Origin of the sequence: Dolichospermum planctonicum, assembly GCF_005402965.1 — a bacterium.
Classification (GTDB): domain Bacteria; phylum Cyanobacteriota; class Cyanobacteriia; order Cyanobacteriales; family Nostocaceae; genus Dolichospermum; species Dolichospermum planctonicum.
Genome location: NZ_BJCF01000016.1, coordinates 1 through 19,292, shown reverse-complemented (window position 1 = coordinate 19,292; position 19,292 = coordinate 1). Strand labels below are relative to the sequence as shown.

At 37.5% G+C, this 19,292-nt stretch carries 16 protein-coding genes; 8 read left to right on the top strand and 8 right to left on the bottom strand.

The window, feature by feature from the left end:
* The first annotated feature begins 49 nt into the window (after positions 1–49).
* Complete coding sequence (locus FFO06_RS09060; protein WP_137907748.1) at positions 50–508, top strand: MgtC/SapB family protein; 459 nt, start codon at positions 50–52, stop codon at positions 506–508.
* Between the two features lie 42 nt (positions 509–550).
* On the opposite strand, the gene recF is transcribed toward FFO06_RS09060, so the two are convergent.
* From recF to FFO06_RS09040, 3 genes are all read right to left on the bottom strand, one after another.
* Complete coding sequence (recF, locus tag FFO06_RS09055) at positions 551–1,687, bottom strand: DNA replication/repair protein RecF (protein ID WP_137907747.1); 1,137 nt, start codon at positions 1,685–1,687, stop codon at positions 551–553.
* Between the two features lie 180 nt (positions 1,688–1,867).
* Positions 1,868–2,302, bottom strand: a complete 435-nt coding sequence (locus tag FFO06_RS09050) for a hypothetical protein (RefSeq protein WP_137907746.1) — start codon at positions 2,300–2,302, stop codon at positions 1,868–1,870.
* Positions 2,303–2,655: 353 nt separating this feature from the next.
* Positions 2,656–5,526: a cation-translocating P-type ATPase gene (locus FFO06_RS09040; protein WP_137907745.1), complete on the bottom strand. Its 2,871-nt coding sequence runs from the start codon at positions 5,524–5,526 to the stop codon at positions 2,656–2,658.
* Positions 5,527–6,152: 626 nt separating this feature from the next.
* Here FFO06_RS09040 and FFO06_RS09035 point away from each other — a divergent pair.
* The 4 genes from FFO06_RS09035 to FFO06_RS09020 all read left to right on the top strand — a co-directional run bounded on the left by FFO06_RS09035 (position 6,153) and on the right by FFO06_RS09020 (position 10,755).
* Complete coding sequence (locus FFO06_RS09035) at positions 6,153–7,838, top strand: transglutaminase domain-containing protein (RefSeq protein ID WP_137907795.1); 1,686 nt, start codon at positions 6,153–6,155, stop codon at positions 7,836–7,838.
* A 368-nt stretch (positions 7,839–8,206) separates the two neighbouring features.
* Complete coding sequence (locus tag FFO06_RS09030) at positions 8,207–9,634, top strand: phosphoglucomutase/phosphomannomutase family protein (RefSeq protein ID WP_137907744.1); 1,428 nt, start codon at positions 8,207–8,209, stop codon at positions 9,632–9,634.
* Positions 9,635–9,699: 65 nt separating this feature from the next.
* On the top strand, positions 9,700–9,975 hold the full coding sequence (locus FFO06_RS09025) for a lipopolysaccharide assembly protein LapA domain-containing protein (protein ID WP_137907743.1): 276 nt from the start codon (positions 9,700–9,702) through the stop codon (positions 9,973–9,975).
* A gap of 102 nt (positions 9,976–10,077) precedes the next feature.
* A complete protein-coding gene (locus FFO06_RS09020; protein WP_137907742.1) occupies positions 10,078–10,755 on the top strand; it encodes a Uma2 family endonuclease in 678 nt (225 codons plus the stop codon).
* 46 nt (positions 10,756–10,801) lie between these two features.
* Here FFO06_RS09020 and FFO06_RS09015 read toward each other — a convergent pair whose 3' ends face one another.
* A complete protein-coding gene (locus FFO06_RS09015; protein WP_137907741.1) occupies positions 10,802–11,080 on the bottom strand; it encodes a type II toxin-antitoxin system RelE/ParE family toxin in 279 nt (92 codons plus the stop codon).
* Complete coding sequence (locus tag FFO06_RS09010; RefSeq protein WP_028090194.1) at positions 11,070–11,312, bottom strand: CopG family ribbon-helix-helix protein; 243 nt, start codon at positions 11,310–11,312, stop codon at positions 11,070–11,072. Before FFO06_RS09010 ends, FFO06_RS09015 begins: the two co-directional genes overlap by 11 nt.
* A 71-nt stretch (positions 11,313–11,383) precedes the next feature.
* Here FFO06_RS09010 and FFO06_RS22450 point away from each other — a divergent pair, with 71 nt between their 5' ends.
* The 3 genes from FFO06_RS22450 to FFO06_RS09000 all read left to right on the top strand — a co-directional run bounded on the left by FFO06_RS22450 (position 11,384) and on the right by FFO06_RS09000 (position 14,380).
* On the top strand, positions 11,384–11,881 hold the full coding sequence (locus tag FFO06_RS22450; RefSeq protein WP_306420204.1) for an RpnC/YadD family protein: 498 nt from the start codon (positions 11,384–11,386) through the stop codon (positions 11,879–11,881).
* Positions 11,882–11,911: 30 nt separating this feature from the next.
* The gene (locus tag FFO06_RS22445) at positions 11,912–12,190 is read left to right on the top strand and encodes a DUF4351 domain-containing protein (RefSeq protein ID WP_306420203.1); all 279 of its coding nucleotides are present in this window, start codon (positions 11,912–11,914) and stop codon (positions 12,188–12,190) included.
* Positions 12,191–12,379: 189 nt separating this feature from the next.
* Positions 12,380–14,380, top strand: a complete 2,001-nt coding sequence (locus FFO06_RS09000) for a DUF262 domain-containing protein (protein ID WP_137907740.1) — start codon at positions 12,380–12,382, stop codon at positions 14,378–14,380.
* Positions 14,381–14,509: 129 nt separating this feature from the next.
* Here FFO06_RS09000 and FFO06_RS08995 read toward each other — a convergent pair whose 3' ends face one another.
* The 3 genes from FFO06_RS08995 to FFO06_RS08985 all read right to left on the bottom strand — a co-directional run bounded on the left by FFO06_RS08995 (position 14,510) and on the right by FFO06_RS08985 (position 19,023).
* Positions 14,510–16,642 (bottom strand): protein kinase domain-containing protein, encoded by a 2,133-nt coding sequence (locus FFO06_RS08995; RefSeq protein WP_137907739.1) that lies wholly within the window; start codon positions 16,640–16,642, stop codon positions 14,510–14,512.
* Between the two features lie 27 nt (positions 16,643–16,669).
* Positions 16,670–18,421: a PP2C family protein-serine/threonine phosphatase gene (locus FFO06_RS08990; protein ID WP_137907738.1), complete on the bottom strand. Its 1,752-nt coding sequence runs from the start codon at positions 18,419–18,421 to the stop codon at positions 16,670–16,672.
* Between the two features lie 71 nt (positions 18,422–18,492).
* On the bottom strand, positions 18,493–19,023 hold the full coding sequence (locus FFO06_RS08985) for an FHA domain-containing protein (RefSeq protein ID WP_137907737.1): 531 nt from the start codon (positions 19,021–19,023) through the stop codon (positions 18,493–18,495).
* Between the last annotated feature and the right edge of the window lie 269 nt (positions 19,024–19,292).

Here is a 19,292-nt window from a genome sequence, read left to right as displayed (position 1 = left end):
TTTTTAACTCCACATATTCCACCGTTGAACTATTTAACACCTACAGAACTTGACAAATCCTTATTATATTACCAGCAGTGATTGGTTGAATACCGGGCTGCGTCTGTGTTTGGCCTTGTTTATTGGGGCTATAATTGGCCTGGAAAGGCAAATTAAAAACAAGCCGGCTGGTTTAAGAACTCATATGCTAGTCAGTTTGGGTTCATCTGTGTTTACTCTAATTACTATCCAAACAGGTGGAACACAACTTAGTGCTGATGCTATTAGTCGTGTAGTGCAAGGTATCGCTGCTGGAGTGGGATTTTTAGGCGCTGGGGAGATTTTGCGTCAATCTTCCCAAACATCAAAATCTCCAGAAGTTCACGGATTAACTTCTGCTGCTGCAATTTGGGTATCCGCTGCTTTGGGAATTGCTGCTGGGTGTGGTTTATGGCAATTAGGATTAATGGGCGCTATTTTAACTGTAATTATTTTACACATCTTTAAAAGACTAGAAAAATTTAATTAGTTGTCAATTACCCATTACCAATTACCCATTACCCATTACCCATTACCCATTACCATTTTCTGATATTTTTCCCGCACTCACAGATAGAATCTGGGAAGATTTTAACCATTGAGAATCAAAAGCACCTAAATGAGTAGTAGTAATCAAAGTTTGAAATCGGTCTTGAATAGCATCAAGTAATTGACCTTGACGGGATGGATCTAATTCAGCTAAAACATCATCTAATAATAACAAAGGTGGTTCATTAATCACTTCTTCAATTAATTGTAATTCGGCTAATTTCAAAGCTAAAACCAATGTTCTTTGTTGACCTTGAGAACCATATTTTCGCGCCGGAGTTTGATTAATAATTAATTCTATTTCATCGCGGTGGGGTCCAACTAAAGTTATGCCTCGATGTAATTCAGTAATCGCTCTTTGTTGTAGTTTAGCAAAAAAATCACCTTGTAATTCATGGGCAGAATTTTTTTCTATTTTTTCTAAAGGAATATTAGCAGCATATTTAATCTCTAGATTTTCCGATGCTCCACTAATACTATTATGCCATGCAGAAGCTAGGGGAGACAATCTTTGAATGGCTCTATCTCGTCTCAAAATTACCCTTGTACCAGCGGTAACTAATTGTGCATTCCAGATAGCTAATTCTGATTGTAGAGACTTTTCTTGTGTATTGATATAGCGTTTTAAGAAAGCATTGCGTTGGCGTAAAATTTGGTTATATTGATGTAAAATATGGGCATAAACTGGTTCTAATTGAATTAATAATGTATCCAACCAATGACGACGACCGACCGGACTACCCCGCACCAATTCTAAATCTAAACTAGAAAATTCTACTGCATTGAGGACACCTAAAAAGTTCATTTGTTTAGGAACTATTTCCCCATTAATAGCGACGGTGCGACGACCTTGACGACGGAGAGTGAGGGTTAAATCACTATTGCTATGAATCCTTTGTAAATTAGCACTAATTTGGGCTGTAGATTCACCTTCTTTAATTAAATCATGATCTCGTGTCATGCGGTGCGATCGCAATGTTGCTAATAATTCTACAGCTTCCAATAGATTTGATTTTCCTTGAGCATTATTACCCACCAAAATAGTTTTAGCAGCGGTAAATTCAACTTTTTGATCTTGGTAATTACGAAATTGTTTCAGGTGTAAAGTTTTTAAATACATATATATAACATATATAGGACTCCTATTTGATTTTTGATAGCTTGCGTGGCGTAGCCATACAAGACTCAGTAGGTATCAATTCTGTCCTTCCTGTTCCCTATTCCCTATTCCCTATTCCCTATTCCCTATTCCCTGTTCCCTGTTCCCTTGTTATAACGACAATTTTTAACGCCAACCTGCTTAAGGTACTGTCACCAAATCTAATTGGTACTTTTGAGAATCGCTGTCAATGCGTATAAATTCATTTTCCGGGTTATAGGTTGCAAATTTGCTCAGATTATCCTCTTTGTTGATAGCATTTTCTAAATAAGCTGAGGCTAATGTTGAAGTTACATAAATATTTCCATGTTGTTTGAACGCTTGTATTAGTTCAGATTCCTCTGGATAATCTTTGACTAAATGTTCTGCTAGAAATCCTTTTAAAATTATTCCTCTCAAGCCCGTTTTGTTGTATCCTGCTTTGGCGATCATCAATGATATATTATCAGAATTGAGATCAGGTAAATTATCGTAATCTTCAAAAAACGGGCAAAAAACTTTCATCAGATTTTTGACAGGATTTTTAACTTTCCCGTAATTGGGATCTTGTTGTTTTCTACGTTTCGATTCACCCATGATATCTATTTCCTAATTAGGGTTTGCTGAATAAGTTGTCTGTGAAAGCAGGTAACAGGTAACAGGTAACAGGTAACAGGTAACAGGTAACAGGTAACAGATAACAGATAACAGGTAACAGGTAACAGGTAACAGGGAATAGGGAACAGATAAGAAACAAAAGTTACTGAGTTTAAAGCTCAGTCAAGAAAAAGATGTTTTTAAAAGATGCGTAGCACGAAAAAAAACAGTGTCATTATTTCAATCTCATGTTTTTAAACTTAAACATGAGTTTTTTCTGTTCCCTGTTGCCCGTTCCCTGTTCCCTCTGAAATCCTGTTAATTTGCAAGTCCTGATTCTGAGAATTTACCCATTAAACATTTTTTTGTCCCCTAAAGCGGAAAAATAATTTCTCACCTTCAATCCAGACAAACATTAAAGCACTAAATGCAATACAAATTCCTAGTTCTTGTAAACTGAGTGCATGAGTACCAAAGAAACTTCGCAGGGGGGGAACATAAATTAACATCAATTGCAAAATTGTCGTCACAATGACTGACCCCAATACAAAGATATTAGAGAAAGGATTCATTTCAATGGTAAGTCTATTATTAGAACGAATGGCGATCGCATGACCCATTTGTGCTAGACATAATGAAGTAAATACCATTGTTTTCCAAGTATCTTCATGTCCTTGATATCCAGGTGCGTGAGAATGTTGATAAGCCCACTGCATGAGAATAATGGTAATAATGGCGAAAACAATCCCAATGCGAATCATATAAGCACCCAAACCTCTCGCAAAAATACTTTCACGGGGACTAAAGGGGGGACGCTGCATCACATCAGGTTCAGGAGGTTCTACAGCCAGTGCTAAAGCTGGTAAACCGTCTGTAACCAAATTCATCCAGAGAATTTGCAAAGGACTCAAAGGAACACCGCCCAAATTTAACAAGGGTGCGGCCGCAATGGTGAGAACTTCTCCAATATTACTACCAAGAATATACTTGATAAACCTGCGAATATTAGTATAAACAACTCTACCTTCCTTAGTGGCAGCGACTATGGTGGCAAAATTGTCATCTAGCAGGATCATGTCGCTGGCTTCCTTGCTCACATCTGTACCTGTGATGCCCATGGCAATGCCTATATCAGCTTGTTTGAGGGCGGGAGCATCATTCACGCCATCGCCTGTCATAGCCACAAATCGCCCGCGTCGCTGCAATGCTTGCACAATTCTTAATTTGTGTTCTGGGGAGACCCTGGCGTAAATACTCACTAGGTCTACCTGTGCTTCTAATTCCTGGTCACTTAGTAGTTGCAATTCCTTACCAGTAAGAACTCTATCACCTTTTTGGGCGATTCCTAAATCAATAGCGATCGCCTGGGCGGTTAATTGATGGTCGCCAGTAATCATTACCGGACGAATACCAGCGTGGCGACATTCTTGGACCGCAGCCCGCACTTCTGGCCGGGGCGCGTCTAACATTCCCACCAGTCCCAACCAAACTAAATCTACCTCAGAAATGTCCTCTGAACCATCGGCAGGAACTTCCCTCAAGGGTTTATAAGCAAAACCTAAGACCCGCAAACCTTGACTGGCCATTTGGTCATTAGCTACTAGAATTTGGCTGCGTTGTTCGGCGTTGATAAAAACAGCCTTATCACCTAAATGGATTTTTGTACACCTTTCCAGAGTTAATTCTGGTGAACCCTTGGTGAACATGAGATATTTTTCCGATTCGACAAAACCAGTAATAGCAGGGTCAATAGCTATTAAAGAAGATTCGCCAGTAGCCACAGCTTCTATTTGACAAATCACACTCATGCGCTTCCGTTCAGAGGAAAAGGGAAATTCTGCTACACGAGGTAATTTACTATACCATTGGTCTTGCTCAATTCCTGCTTTCCCCGCCAAAGTAACTAAAGCCCCTTCCGTGGGGTCGCCTAAAATTACCCATTGTCCTTGTTGTTGTTGCAAAACAGCATCATTACAAACAGCACAGGGAACAAGCAGGGCGGAAATTTCTGGAAATTCATCTAAACTGGCTTTTTTACCATGTAAGTGAAAATCTCCAATAGGAGTATAACCATCCCCAGAGACACGAAAGGTGGAATTATTGGTATAAACTGACTGGACTACCATTTTATTTTGAGTCAGAGTTCCGGTTTTGTCAGAACAAATAGTAGTTACAGAACCGAGTGTTTCTACTGCTGGGAGTTTGCGAATTAAAGCATTATGTTTGACCATGCGCTGAGTTCCCAAAGCCAGGGTAACGGTAATTACAGCCGGTAAACCTTCGGGAACTACCGCCACAGCCATACTTAAAGAAACTTCTACTAATTCTTGTAAATTTTTCCAGCCTATTCCTTTAGTTAGATCATGAATAAGTCCACCACCAACGACTATGGCTACAAGAATTAAAGAACCGCTGACCAGGACATTACCCAGTTGGGTCATGCGTTGCTGTAGGGGTGTAGGTTCACCGTCCACAGATTGTAACATGATAGCAATTTTACCTAATTCCGTGGCCATTCCCGTGTTAGTTACCAACACCTTAGCCCGACCTTGGACAACTTCCGTGCCTTGAAAAACTGAATTGAGGCGATCGCCTAAAGGTGCATCTTCTGGTAATGTGATTATAGCTTGCTTATTAACAGCCTCAGCTTCACCCGTTAAAGCAGATTCACGCACTTGTAAATTAGATTGTTCTATTAAGCGACCATCAGCGGCTATTTGCACTCCAGCTTCCAGCAGCATCACATCCCCTGGGACTAGATCCTTGGCTGCTATATCCCCCAGTTTACCGTCACGCAGGATTCGCACCGAAGGAGAAGATAGTTTTTTCAAAGCTGCTAAAGCTTTTTCGGCCCGGCTTTCTTGGACATAGCCCAAAATACCGTTAAGAATAACGATGGCCATAATGGCAATTGTATCCTTAAATGGCACTTCACCGGGTTTTAAGTCCCCCCTAGACAAAGCCATCAAATCCAAAAAACCAGAAATGAAGGCAACTGCAATCAACATCAATAACATGATATTGGTAAACTGATCTAGGAGAATTTGCCAAGGGCTACGACCTCCATGTTCTTCTAGTTCATTCGTTCCATATTTTTGACGACGCTGTTCAACTTCTTGGGACGTTAAGCCGTTGTTTGCGTCACTATCTAGCATTTCTAGGGCTTTATCAACTGCCAAACCATGCCAGATGTTGGTAGCTTCAGGTAAAGAATGAGCAGACATTGTGTAAGTTACAGGAAATGGTTACAAGATTCGATCATAATTTAGCAATGTCCGAAAATGGGGAATTTGTGGTTATTAGTTATTAGTGAGTGGGGTTATTGACAGAGTGGGGTTATTGACATACCTTCTCTTCCTTTCATGAGCGAGGATTCCTTGACACTTCACTGACTGGTGCTACCTAAGAGTAGTCTGATCTAGTCTGGAGTGTCCGTTTATAGTCTCCCAATGCCCTGTGGCGACTATATCTAGTTTACTATAAAGCTGTCCTAGAAGGACGGGGCTTGTATCCGATTTTTTTTCGGTCAGAAAATGTGGAATTGGGTAATTGGGTAATTGGGTAATTGGGTAATTGGGTAATTGGGTAATTGGGTAATTGGGTAATTGGGTAATTGGGTAATTGGGTAATTGGGTAATTAGGAAAGATTCTTCCTTGTTCCCTATTCCCTGTTCTCCAGGACTTACGCACAGGTCAGGGAATAATGAACCATCGAAGCAAGCGAAAGCTGCAGCAAAGCCTCCCCAAGAGGAGCGAAGATCACAAATAAGAGAGGCTTTGGGAGATATTTTGCGTAAGTCCTATTCCCTAAATAACAACTGACGTTAAAAAGTAATAATTTATGACTACTATGCTCAATAACACGAGTTTCCCACTACCCAGTTTGACAGTGAACCAAAATTTTGAACAGCAAAGAATTATTAGGCCAATTACTGCTGCTACCCTGTACGGTATCGCTTTTACCGAAAATAGACTCATTGCTATTGATACAATTAAAGGTCATTTATTAGAAATTGACCCCCTCAGCGATAACAGCAAAATTATCAATCCCCACCAAGTCCGTGAATTTAAGGAAGTTACCGGGTTAGCTATGTCGCAAGGTTATCTCTGGGTAACTCGTGGTAATAGTGTCTACTCTTGCAAATTCGCCTCTTTAGGTTTAGAACATTTTGTGACTTTACCATACCCTGCTGACGGGGTTGCTGTTTGGGAATCTACCGTTTATGTCAGTTGTCAAAGACTTGGCTATATTTTAATTTTTGACCGTGATACCCGCAGGGAAATCACTAGATTTTACGCCCCTGGTGTCGGCATAGAAAATTTAGCAGTGACAAAAGAAACTCTGTGGATATGCGATCGCACGGAACAAACTGTTTACTCTATGGATAGGGCAACCGGGGAAGTCCGTTTCAGTGTTATTACTCCTTTTGATTCCCCAACGGGTATCGCTGTTTATGGACAGGAGGACGCAGGTAAAGATCGTCTTTATGTGGCATACTCCAGTGAAGAACCTTACATCCGCGATAACCCTAATGCTGATCCCTGTTATGAGTTAACATACCGCGATCGCACATTCATTCATGCTCTACAATATCATTACCAGGAGGATAAACGCTACGCCCTTTCTAATGGTTATCTCATAGAAATGTCTTATCTTGAGGAAATTTCCCCCCTTGATGAGGTTTATTTAAGCGATATAGAATGGCGTATTGCCCTACCCTCAGAAACGGAACGGCAAAAAGTTAAGCAAGTTGAAGCGATTGGCTTACCCTTCACAGAAGAAATCATTGACGGACAAAGGGTAGCGGTTTTTAAATTTGACACCCTCACCCCCGGAGAACGCCACATATTTGGCTGGAAAGCACTTGTGGAAGTGTGGAGTATTAAATATCGCATTACTCCCAGAGACGTGGAAAAGTTACCAGAACTGCCACCAGAATTAAAAACTCGCTATCTGGTAGATGATGATGATTTAGCAATGGATACGGATATTGTGATCCGTGCGGCCAAGACAGCTATCGGTTCAGAAACTAACTTGTTACGGAAAATGTACAGTATCCGCAACTACGTCTATGATCAATTATCCTATGGTATTAAACCCCATATTGATTCGCCAGATGTGGTTTTAGAGCGTGGTGTTGGTTCCTGTGGAGAATATGTGGGTGTATTACTGGCACTTTGTCGCTTGAATGGTATTCCTTGTCGCACCGTTGGTAGATATAAATGTCCAGTTTATGCTGAACATCAGGGAGTTCCCCTCCAACCCGATTTTAATCATGTTTGGTTAGAATTTTATATTCCCGGTATGGGTTGGTTGCCCATGGAATCTAATCCTGATGATCTCGAAGAAGGTGGACCATATCCTACACGCTTTTTCATGGGTTTATGCTGGTATCATATCGAAATTGGCAAAGGTATATCCTTTGAAACTTTAAGCCAGAATGGAGTTCGCTTGACTAAAGAAGATATTTCACTAGGTGATTTAGCTATTAACCATATTCGGTTTACAATCCTGAAAGAATTACCGCCTTTTTAAGGTTATTTTTCCTTTCTTCCGGTCTTTTTCTCGTTCCCAGTCTCCAGACTGGGAGTCCACCGGGAGGTTCTAAGCCATTATGCTTATGCTCTGCGTGGGAATGGAAATCCAGGAAAATATAGGAGGTAAGCTGTACTGCATTTAATTTGTACAATTATAGCGGGCAGGATGCCCACACCACAAGATTTGGCCATAAAGATTTGGCCATATTAGAATTGTACAATTTAGCTGCGTAACGGTTGACATTAGGACTGTTAAGTGAGAGAAATTACGTTGGGGATAATTGCAGCTTAGTGGCTGTTCTACAGCTTTGCGGCATATTTCCTGATAGTAAATAGTAATAATGATGCACGGGAGAGAGTGGTAATATGAGCAACCCTAGTAATTCCGGTAAGATAAAATTTGGTACTGATGGATGGCGCGGAATTATTGCTGATGATTTTACTTTTCCAAATGTGCGGAAAGTAACCAGGGCGATCGCTAGTTATCTGGAAACTGCCTATACTAAGGACAGACCTGTTTTAATCGCCTACGATACCAGGTTTTTAGCCGACGAGTTCGCCCAAACATCTGCCGCAGTTTTAGCAGATTTGGGTTGGAATGTACAAATTACTGACCGGGATTGTCCCACCCCAGTAATTGCCTACAATGCCCGTCTCCTCAATTCCGCAGGGGCTTTGATGTTTACTGCTAGTCATAATCCTGCACCTTATTGTGGGATTAAATATATACCCGATTATGCAGGTCCGGCAACTCCAGAAATTACTGATACTATTGTCGCCAATATAGAAACGGCATCCGATGAATTACCTGGAAGTAACCCATCTGGTACAATTTCTACTTTTGATCCCAAACCCGATTATTTGCATTTTATCTACACCTTGTTGGATGTGGAAAAAATTAAAAGTGCAAATTTAAAGGTCAAATATGATGCCCTTTATTCTACCTCTCGTGGTTATTTAGATGAAGTCCTGCAACAGTGTGGTTGTCAATTAGAAAGTTTCCACACCTGGCGAGATGTGCTTTTTGGGGGTGGTATGCCTGAACCCAAAGGGGAACAGTTAGTTGAGTTGGTGGCCGCTGTCAAGGCTGATCATGCGGATTTGGGTTTGGCTACCGATGGTGATAGCGATCGCTTTGGTATTGTTGATGAACAAGGTAATGTCCTCACTCCCAACACAGTTTTGTTACTCCTAGCACGACATTTGATTAAAAACAAGGGTAAAAGCGGTGCGATCGTTCGGACTGTGGCAACTACGCACTTATTAGATAATTTTGCAGCTAAGTATGGGCTGGAAATTTATGAAACTGCGGTGGGTTTTAAATACATTGGTGAGAAAATGCGGGAAACCGCCGTTTTGATTGGTGGGGAAGAATCCGGTGGTTTAAGTATCATTGGCCATATTCCTGAAAAAGATGGGGTTTTAGCAGATATGCTAGTGGCTGAAGCGATCGCTTATGAAGGTAAGCCTTTAAGTCAGTTGGTACAGGAAGCTATAGCCGAAGCGGATGGTCCTTTGTATAACAATCGCTTGGATTTACACCTCACAGAAGCTCATAAAATCGCTGTGATTGATAGTTATACTCAAAATCCCCCCTCAGAAGTGGCAGGAATTAAGGTGAAAGAGGTGGGAAGGAAAGATGGTATTAAACTCTATTTAGAAGAGGGTAGCTGGGTGTTACTGCGTCCTTCTGGTACAGAACCTTTGGTGAGGGTGTACATGGAAACTAACTCACCAGAAAAACTTAGTCAGATTGCTAAATTCATGGAAGGTGAAATCGCTAAGTTAGCATAGAACCCCACCCCTAACCCCTCCCCGCAAACGAGGAGGGGGATGATATTTATTTAAAGATTTAAGTTATGATATTCAAAATATTGGCCAATTTTTTAATATTACTAATTATAGCTGTTTGGGTAGTAGCGATCGCTCTCATTTCTGTCCAAAATGCTACTCCTGTATCTTTAAAGTTTTTGGTTTTTCAATCAATACAAATTCCCTTTGGGTTAATGTTAGCTTTTGCTGTGGCCGTCGGTTTGTTAGCTACAGCCGTTTTACAGCCTCTTTGGGAGTTGGGAGAGTCCCAATCTGGAATAGATGAAGATGCCGAGTTTTTTGTTGATGATGAGGATTTTTAGAAGTTTCTCAATAAATACAGCAGTTTCCGATATTAAGAAATAATGTATCTATTCTTTAGTGCTAAGATATTGGTAAAGTAAACAACTAACTAATTTAAAGTTATGGTTACTCAACCTCTAACGCTAAGTACATCAGAGGTCATCTACCCAGACAGTGATGGACAACCAATAGCTAATAATACAGAACAGTTTCGTTGGATATTAGTTATTCAACAAAATTTAGATTGGTTATTTGCAGATAACCCTGATGTTTTTGTGGCTGGTGATTTATTTTGGTATCCCATAGAAGGGAAAAATTATATAGTCAATGCACCAGATGTTATGGTTGTATTTGGACGACCAAAAGGTAAACGCGGTTCTTATTTACAATGGCAAGAAAATCATATTGCCCCCCAGGTGGTTTTTGAAATTCTTTCTCCTAGTAATTCCCAAACCGAAATGGAGAGGAAATTGATATTTTATGAAAGACATGGAGTAGAAGAATATTATATTTACAATCCTCAAAACAATCAGTTGAAAGGATGGTTAAAAACGGAAGATGGTTTAGATGTCATTTCAGAAATAGAAAATTGGGTTAGTCCCAGGTTAGGAATTAAGTTTGATTTATCAGGGGAAGAATTACAAATTTATCGTCCCGATGGTAATAGATTTTCTTCATATCTGGAAATTTGCCAACTTCTAGAACAAGCAGAAACAGCATTAGCCGCAGAAAGGAGAAAAACGCAACTTTTAGCTGAAAAATTAAAGGCTTTAGGTGTGAATCCTGATGAACTAGAGTAATACTAAAAAACAAAAATAGTCGGTTTTAACCGACTATTACTTTTAGTTATTTTGGATAGAATTTTGATGTATGCAGTATTCGCAGAACTTCTACAGTTTCTTCTTTAATTCGGTAAATCAGAATATAGGGTGAATTAGAAATTATCAATTCTTTTGTACCTTCAACTCTGCCATTTTTACCCATAAAGGGATAATTTTGTAATTGATTAGCAGCATTTTGAATCTTGATTATTAATTCCTGTGCTGCGGTAGGATTATCCTGGAAAACGTAGTTACGCGCTTGTTCTAAGTTACGCAGCGCCCGACGTAGCCATTTAACCTGCATTTGTTAGCCTTGCAAATGTCCCTTTTACTTCTTCATCACTGGCAAAATCTCCAGCATCCGCTTCAGCAATACCTTTTTGGATTTCTTCGATTTGCCATTGATACATCTCTAAATAAGCGTTGACTGCTTCATTGAGAATATAACTTCTATCTCTGTTTATGCCTTTTGCTAATGCGTCTATAGCCGCTTTTTTGCTGCTGTCTATTCTAAATGTAATATTTTCTTTACTCATGGGTTTGTGATCATCATTCGTATTGCACGATATTATATAATATAACAATGTTAGATATTTAGTAAAAACTTTTGGCTTACGATAATATTTGCCGATACCTCACGGATACTTACCCTTTATCTTTTGTGCAATGGTTAATTGCAGAAGATATAAATGAAATTGAGGTGCTACCTACCGAGTTACCTATTAACCCCATTCGTGCTGATGCGTTGTTTCGACTACCGAAATTAAACCGCATTTTGCATTTGGAAATTCAAACTACACCAAAATCTGATACTCCCATGCCTGTGAGAATGTTAGATTATTGGTTGAGGATTTATCGTAAATATTTGTGTCCTATACAACAGGTGGTAATTTTTCTCAAAGAAACAAATTCACCTGATGTTTTTGTTGATAGATTGATAGTGGGGAATACACGACATCAATATCAAGTAATTAGAGTATGGGAAGAAGACAGCGAAACACTTTTAAAATCTCCTGCTTTATTACCTTTGGCAGTTTTAGCCAAGACAGATGAACCAAATAAGTTACTTCAGCAAGTTGCTTTAGAAATAGATAAAATAGAATAACAAGCGCAACAAAATACTATAGCAGCTTGTGTGGAATTATTGGCTGGTTTAAAGTTTGAGAAACAGTTGATTAAACAATATTTTCGGGAGGAAACTATGGAAGAATCTGTGATTTATCAGGAGATTATTAACCGTGGGAAGTTAGAGATTATTTCCCGTTTGTTGAAACGTCGTATTGGCGATATTTCCGCAAAATTGGAGTCACAAATTAAAGAGTTATCTGGTGAAAAGTTAGATGAGCTTTCGGAAGCTATTTTGGATTTTTCACAACCTGATGATTTGGTAAATTGGATAGCGAATCAAAGTTAAAATATTTTCTCACGCAAAGAGGAAAAGATATTTTTCATGAGTCGGTTAAAACCGACTTTTGCTTTTAGACTCTTAATTTATTCCCTGGATATCAGAAATGTTTAATTTTGTTACGCTATCTTGTGCTATTTATACAAGATTATTGTATACTAAAGGCATAACTATTTAGTAAATCAGGCTACATTAAAAATGCAAGCATCAGAAACTAAGCTCAGAGAGATTATTCAAGGTGATAAACAATATATTGTACCTTTATTTCAACGTCCGTACAGTTGGAAAAAATCCCAGTGGGAAGCATTATGGAATGATATTTTAGAATTATGTAATACGGAAAATCCTCGTCCTCATTTTATGGGTTCTATTGTGACTATACCAGTTTCTGGATTGCCAGAAGGAGTCAGCAAATATTTATTAATTGATGGACAACAAAGATTAACTACTATTTTTATTCTGTTTTCGGCTTTGCGAGATCAAGTTAAAGATACTAATAAGCAATTAGCAGAAGAATTACATAATAAATTTCTTATTAATCAATATCAGCAAGATCCTGAAATTTATAAATTACAACCTACTCAAGTAGACAGAGAATCATTTTATAGTTTGATCAATTCACTAGATACGTCAGTACATAATATTGATAAAAATGCCCCAATTATTAAAAAATGCTATTTATTTTTTGATAGGAAAATTAGACAAAGTAATCTGGAATTTGGGAGAATAAAGCAAGTAATTTCTAGTTATTTATCTATTGTGAGCGTTGTTTTAAGCACAGAAGATAATCCTTATTTAGTCTTTGAAAGTCTCAATGCTAAAGGTGAACCTTTAACACAAGCTGATTTAATTCGTAACTATTTCTTCATGAGAATTAATACAGATAATCAAGACAATGCTTATAAAAAATATTGGCTACCAATGCAAGAAACTCTAAATGATAATGATAATTTAACAGAGTTTATCAGGCATTACTTAACAAAAGATGGTTTGGAAATTAAGAAAGATCAAGTTTATTTTGAAATTAAAGAAAGAATGAGTAAAAGTGAAGCTCTTTCTTATTTACAAAATTTATATAAATTTTCAGAATATTATGCAAAACTTTTAGATCCTGAAAAAGAGGATAATTTAAAAATTCGTCGGTTTCTAGAAAGAATCAACCGTTTAGAAATAGCTACTGTTTATCCTTTTTTACTTAATTGTTATCATGATTATGAAGAAAATAAACTTTCAGAAGCAGATTTTATTTCTGTTTTGCAGATTTTAGAAAATTTCATTATTCGCCGATTTGTTTGTAATGTTCAAACCAGGGGATTAAATAGAATCTTTTCTGTACTGTATTCTCAAGTTAGCAAAGCAAGTAATTTAGCTCATGCTGATTTTGTGGAAAGATTAAAACTAGATTTACAAAATCGTGATTATCCCAAAGATACAGAATTTCAGAAAGGTTTATTGGATGTTAAATTATACGGTACTGGACGTTCTAAAAAAGGTCAATTAATTTTAAAATCTATTGAAGAATCTTTTAATCATAAAGAACAGGTCATTTTGGATGGACTGGAGATTGAACATATTATGCCACAAACTATAAATAAATGGTGGCAACAACACTTAGGCGAAGATTGGGGGATAACTCATGATTTACTACTTCATTCTTTGGGTAATCTAACTATTACAGCTTACAATGGTGAATTATATAATTTGGAATTTGTTGAGAAAAAAGAAATATTGATTAATAGTCATTTAGAAATCAATAAATACTTTGAAAATCAAGAAACTTGGAAAAGAGAGGATATAGAAAAAAGAAGTTTAGATTTATCTGAGATAGTTTTACAAATTTGGCCTTACTTTGGTAATGAAAATCTGATCATTTCATCCAAAAGTAAATTAACTGGTATAACTCCCAAAAAACTAAAAATTTTTGGTAAGGAATATCCTGTCAAAAGTTGGCGGGATGTTTTAGAAACAACTTTAAATGCGATCGCTGATTTAGAACCAGATAAATTTAAAGATATTATGGAACAATTTCCCCGTTTTATTAGTAGAGATGGAAAAGAATTTCGGGATACGAGAAAATTAGAAAATGGGGTGTTCATTAATGTAAATTTATCAGCGAGGGATATTAATGCTTTTTGTATTAAAGCTATCGAAACCGCAGAACTTTCTACAGAAGAATGGGAAGTAGAAACCACAAGTTAATTTATGTTATGTATCATTTCCCAAAACCCTTATTTTCCTCTTTTGCTCCTTAGCGTCTTTGCGGGAAACAAAAAAAGAGCGATGGCGCAAAGCACCCACCGTAAGCGATCGCGCATCAACAACCTTTAACTAAATATTCACTCCTATGAATTGAAAAGCCTGTTTAATACTTAAACTCATTGGTAATTTTTGTTCCTTTGCATATAATTCCGCCGCTTTACCATAAGCAGATAACATTTCTCGGCTGTTTTCCACCTGTCCATCTTGACTTTTAATATTCAGCAATACCCAACCTAAATTATGATAAGCTTCAGCATAACCAGGATTATATTTAATCGCTTTTTCCAGACATAACCTTGCCTTCTGCAACTCTCCTACCTGGCCATATAAAGTACCGAGACGAAATAAAACAAAAGCCTGAAGGGCTTGGGGTTCAGTAAACTTTTGTAAAAAATTCTCATAGATTTGAATAGCACTTTGATAACCTTGTAAATTTTCCTGAGTAATGCCATAATTAATTAACACCCATCCAGGAACTAACTTGTGACTGCTGGCTTGTTGAAAACTAGTTAAGGCCTCATTCCATAAATCCTGACTACATTGTTTCCAAGCCTTTAAACCCCAAGCTAAAGCACTATCAGGCACCTGATTAATAAATTCCTCAATTCTTCTATCTACATCATTAACCTGTTTAGTAAAAACGGCTTTTTCCAAAGCTAGAATCAAATAAGGATATAGCCAAGGTAAATGATCATAGTTATTATTATAGTTATTATTTTGGATTTGCTGTGATTTAAAAATTCCTTGTGTAGCCGCACGAATGGCTAATTTCCATTGTTGTTGCTGTATATATATCCAAGCTTGTAAACCCAACGCAAACGTACAATCAGGCTGTAACTGTAATGCTTGATTGACTGTATTTTCCGCCATTTTTAAATTACCAGCTTTACCTAAAGCCCACGCCAAATTAGTCTGTATCCACACTTGTTCAGGAGATAATTTAACCCCTTTTTCTAGATTTTTAACTGCTTCTTGCCAATTTTTTTGCCGACAATTAATCAACCCTAAAACTCCATAACCTCTACCGTCATTTGGTTGTAATTGAATAGCTTTTTTTGCCGCTATTTCTGCTTGTTGATCATCAACATATATTTGTAATAATGCTAGTTCTACCGCTGCTTCTCCATGATCTGGTGCAACTTGCAAATATTTTTGATATGCTTGAACAGCATCAACTAATTGACCTTGTTTGACTAATTCTTTAGCCCGTTGATGTTGAGGAGTGACAAATTTACCTTGAAGTGCATTAATTAATTCATCAGCCGTTTGAAATCTATCCTCTACCCTAAATTGCATTCCTGTGAGAATAACTTTTTCCATTAAAAAACTTAAATCAGAGCGTAGTTGTCGGGGTGATATTAATTTATCCACGGAACTACCTTGTAAAAAAGCACTAGCTCTATCCGTAGCTTCTATTGGTAATTTCCCAGTCAATAATTCATACATTGATGCACATAAGGCATAAAGGTCTGTACTAGGAAAACGCTTACTTTTTTGAATATATTGTTCATAAGGTGCATATCCAGGGGTTAATATTCGCGTCATATCCCCAGTTTGACCGGCAATAAATTCTCTAGCTGCACCAAAATCAATTAATACGGCTTTATCCGGGGGAACAATAATAATATTTTCGGGTTTGATGTCTCGATGCAGTAAATTATGACTATGAATAACTTTTAAAGCCCCAGCAATTTGCACAAAATAATTTTTAATTTGATTTTCCGCCAGTATCCCTGTTTCTAGTAAGATTTTATCTAATGATTTACCAACAAGTAATTCCATTATCATGTATGCGGTATCATTTTCTGTAAACCACTCATAAATTCTGACGATATGAGGATGAACACATTTTTGTAGATAATGAGCCTCTACTTGGAACTGTTGTAGTTGTTGTTGACGCTGTACGGGAGTAATGGACATAGGCCACAAAACCGTATTACCTTGTCTAGCAGCATTTTCTGGCCATAGTTCTTTAATAGCGACTTTGGTAGAATTGGAGATATAAGTGGCTGTGTATGTAATACCAAACCCACCTTGTCCTAATATGTTATCTATTCTATATCTGCCATTTCCTAATAATGTTCCCGGTGATAAATGCAGATTTGATGTAGTCGCAGAAGAGGTTAAAGGTGTACCGCAAGCGATACAGCTACTTTCATGATCATCGTTGTCAGTCAGACAGGTTGGACATTGAATAGACATAATCGGTAATGGGTAATAGTCAGTAATCTAGGTATTAACTAAAAATTGTAATGCTAACAGGGTAGCATTATCAGATGCACCACGTTCTAAAACTTTATTGATAGTCAAATTCACTGATGTTTGTAAGTTTTGATCATGATCAATGGTGAAAATTTCCTCTAGTTCGTTTTTAGAAACAAGATCCCAAACACCATCAGAACATAATAAAAGAATATCTTGATGTGCTAGTTGCATAGATAATTCTGGGGTAGTTTGTTTGAGATTTTGGACGTAACCATCACTTAATCTGCGTTTTGTACCGATGGATTTTATCAGCACATTTCTATCTGGATGTTCTAAACTTTGGCTTGGTGTAATTTGTCCACTAGCTACTAACATAGCCACAAGCGAATGATCTTCGCTGAGTTGTTTTATTTCTCCTTGACGTAGTAAATAAATGCGACTATCACCAACATGACTAATTATTAATTGTTGGGATCTGGCAAAAATAACGCTTAGGGTTGTTCCTCCTTCCTTAACTTGATTAGATACTGTTTCGTTAGCTTGAGTAAATAAGTTTGTTAACCATTCCTGGTATTGTTCTATATTTGGATATTCGGGAAAAATTGCTGTCTCTAAAACTGTTTTTATTGCCAATTTACTAGCTATTTCTCCTTGGGACATTCCCCCCATACCATCAGCTATAGCCCCTAAAATCATAGTTTCTGTATCACTGATTTTTTGGTATTTAATGCCATAGTTGTCTTCATTTTTTAACCTATTTATTGATAAGCCAACCGTAGAACTGCTGGCTATTTCCCAGTTAATCTTTGGTGTGCTGATTTCTTGACGGGTGTTAACTAATATTTGTAGGAGTTGTTCTAATGTAAATCTTTCTTGTGGTAGGGTAGATAAGCAAATTTTGAGAATTTGATGGATAATAGGAATAGGACTAATTTCTATTTCTTCCCTTTGGTCTGTTGGTAATGTTTGTTTGTGAATTATCTGATATAATAATGCTGCAACTGTATAACTACTCATTGTTTCTTGAATAGGACTTTTACAGTATGCTAATTCAGGATCACAATAATTTCCCACCAGTCCAGAAGTGAGAATTTCATTCACAGGATAGGCATTGGTCAGGTCGAAAAATTCTATGGGTGTTCCTATTTTAATAAATTGCGGTAAGATATTAATAACACACCATTCTCTTTGGGATATATAGCGGAATAATTGACAAATTTGCCCGGTAATTAATAATGATTCTTCTAAAGTGTGTTCAGTTTTTAACCAAGTTTCTAAGGTTTGATTTTCGCTGGGAAGATAGGTAAGAATTAGCAGTTTTTGATTTGATATATTGGTGCTAATTTCTGTTTCTGGATAATATTCCTCTGCTAAATATTCCTCTGCTAAATATTCTGAAGCTGTATCTATTTCTGCAATAGGAGAAATGGTAGTTTCAATTTCTGGTGTATTTTGTGGTTTAATATCAAATTTAATATCAAATTTAATATCAAATTTAATATCAATAGTTATATTGTCTTCGCTGTGTGCCAGTAGTTCGGTAATTAGTTTGTAATCACCTAGTTTTTTTCTCAGTTCTAGTTCTCGGTTAAGTGCGCTGTCAATTGCACCTATTCTCAGTAAACCGGGTTTTTCTGATGCGATATTGACCTGAAAATAATCAATATTAGGTGTGAGTTGTCCTAAATAGGAAATGATTTCTATTTGCAGGTTTTGCAGTTGAAAACAGATGTTTTCTTTAATTATTAATGGGTTTTGATTTGTGGGTTCATTCATGGATTTATAAGAATTATAGTAGTGAATTGCGGGCAAGATGCCCACTCCACCAGAGAATCTTTTTGATTTTTTTAGCCGGCTTCAAAGAGAAATCTAACTTTACCAAAGGCTATTTCATCACCCGAATTTAAGGGTGTGGGTATGGTAATTCTAGCACTAAAGCGAGTTTGTCCTGGTGCTTTGATAAATACTCCGTTGGTAGAACCTAAGTCTTTGATTTTCCATGTTCCTAATTCTTGATAAATTTCCGCATGATTGCGAGAAACTGTTTCTCCACCGAAAAATTGTTCTAAATCAATTTCTACTGGTCCTGTGTCTGGATCAAATATGCCCACAATAGCGTTATTATCTATGATAAATTCTGGTATGGGGGCCTTTGTTTGTTTGGATGTTAGTTTGGCTTTGGTAAATGTGTTGGTAATTGGGGGATAGTTGGGTTGTGGTGTGGTTGGTTGAATGACTGTAGGCGCTAAAGTTGGTTCTATTTTTGGTTGTGGTGTGATTGTGATTTGTGCTATGGTTTGTAGTTCTGAACCGCAAGCATTACAAAATCCTGAATTGTCTAAATTTTGATCATAGCCGCAAACTGTACAGGTAATCATTGTGTTTTTCTCCTCGTTTTTAATTATTAATCTTTTTTCGCACCCAGACAATTACAATTATTAGATAAGCTGTTACGCACCTAAATTGTATAATCCTAAAATAGTTAAATCTTGTGGGGTGGGCATCTTGCCCGCCAGACTTATCCTAAAATAGTTAAATCTTGTGGGGTGGGCATCTTGCCCGCCAGACTTATCCTAAAATAGTTAAATCTTGTGGGGTGGGCATCTTGCCCGCCAGACTTATCCTAAAATAGTTAAATCTTGTGGGG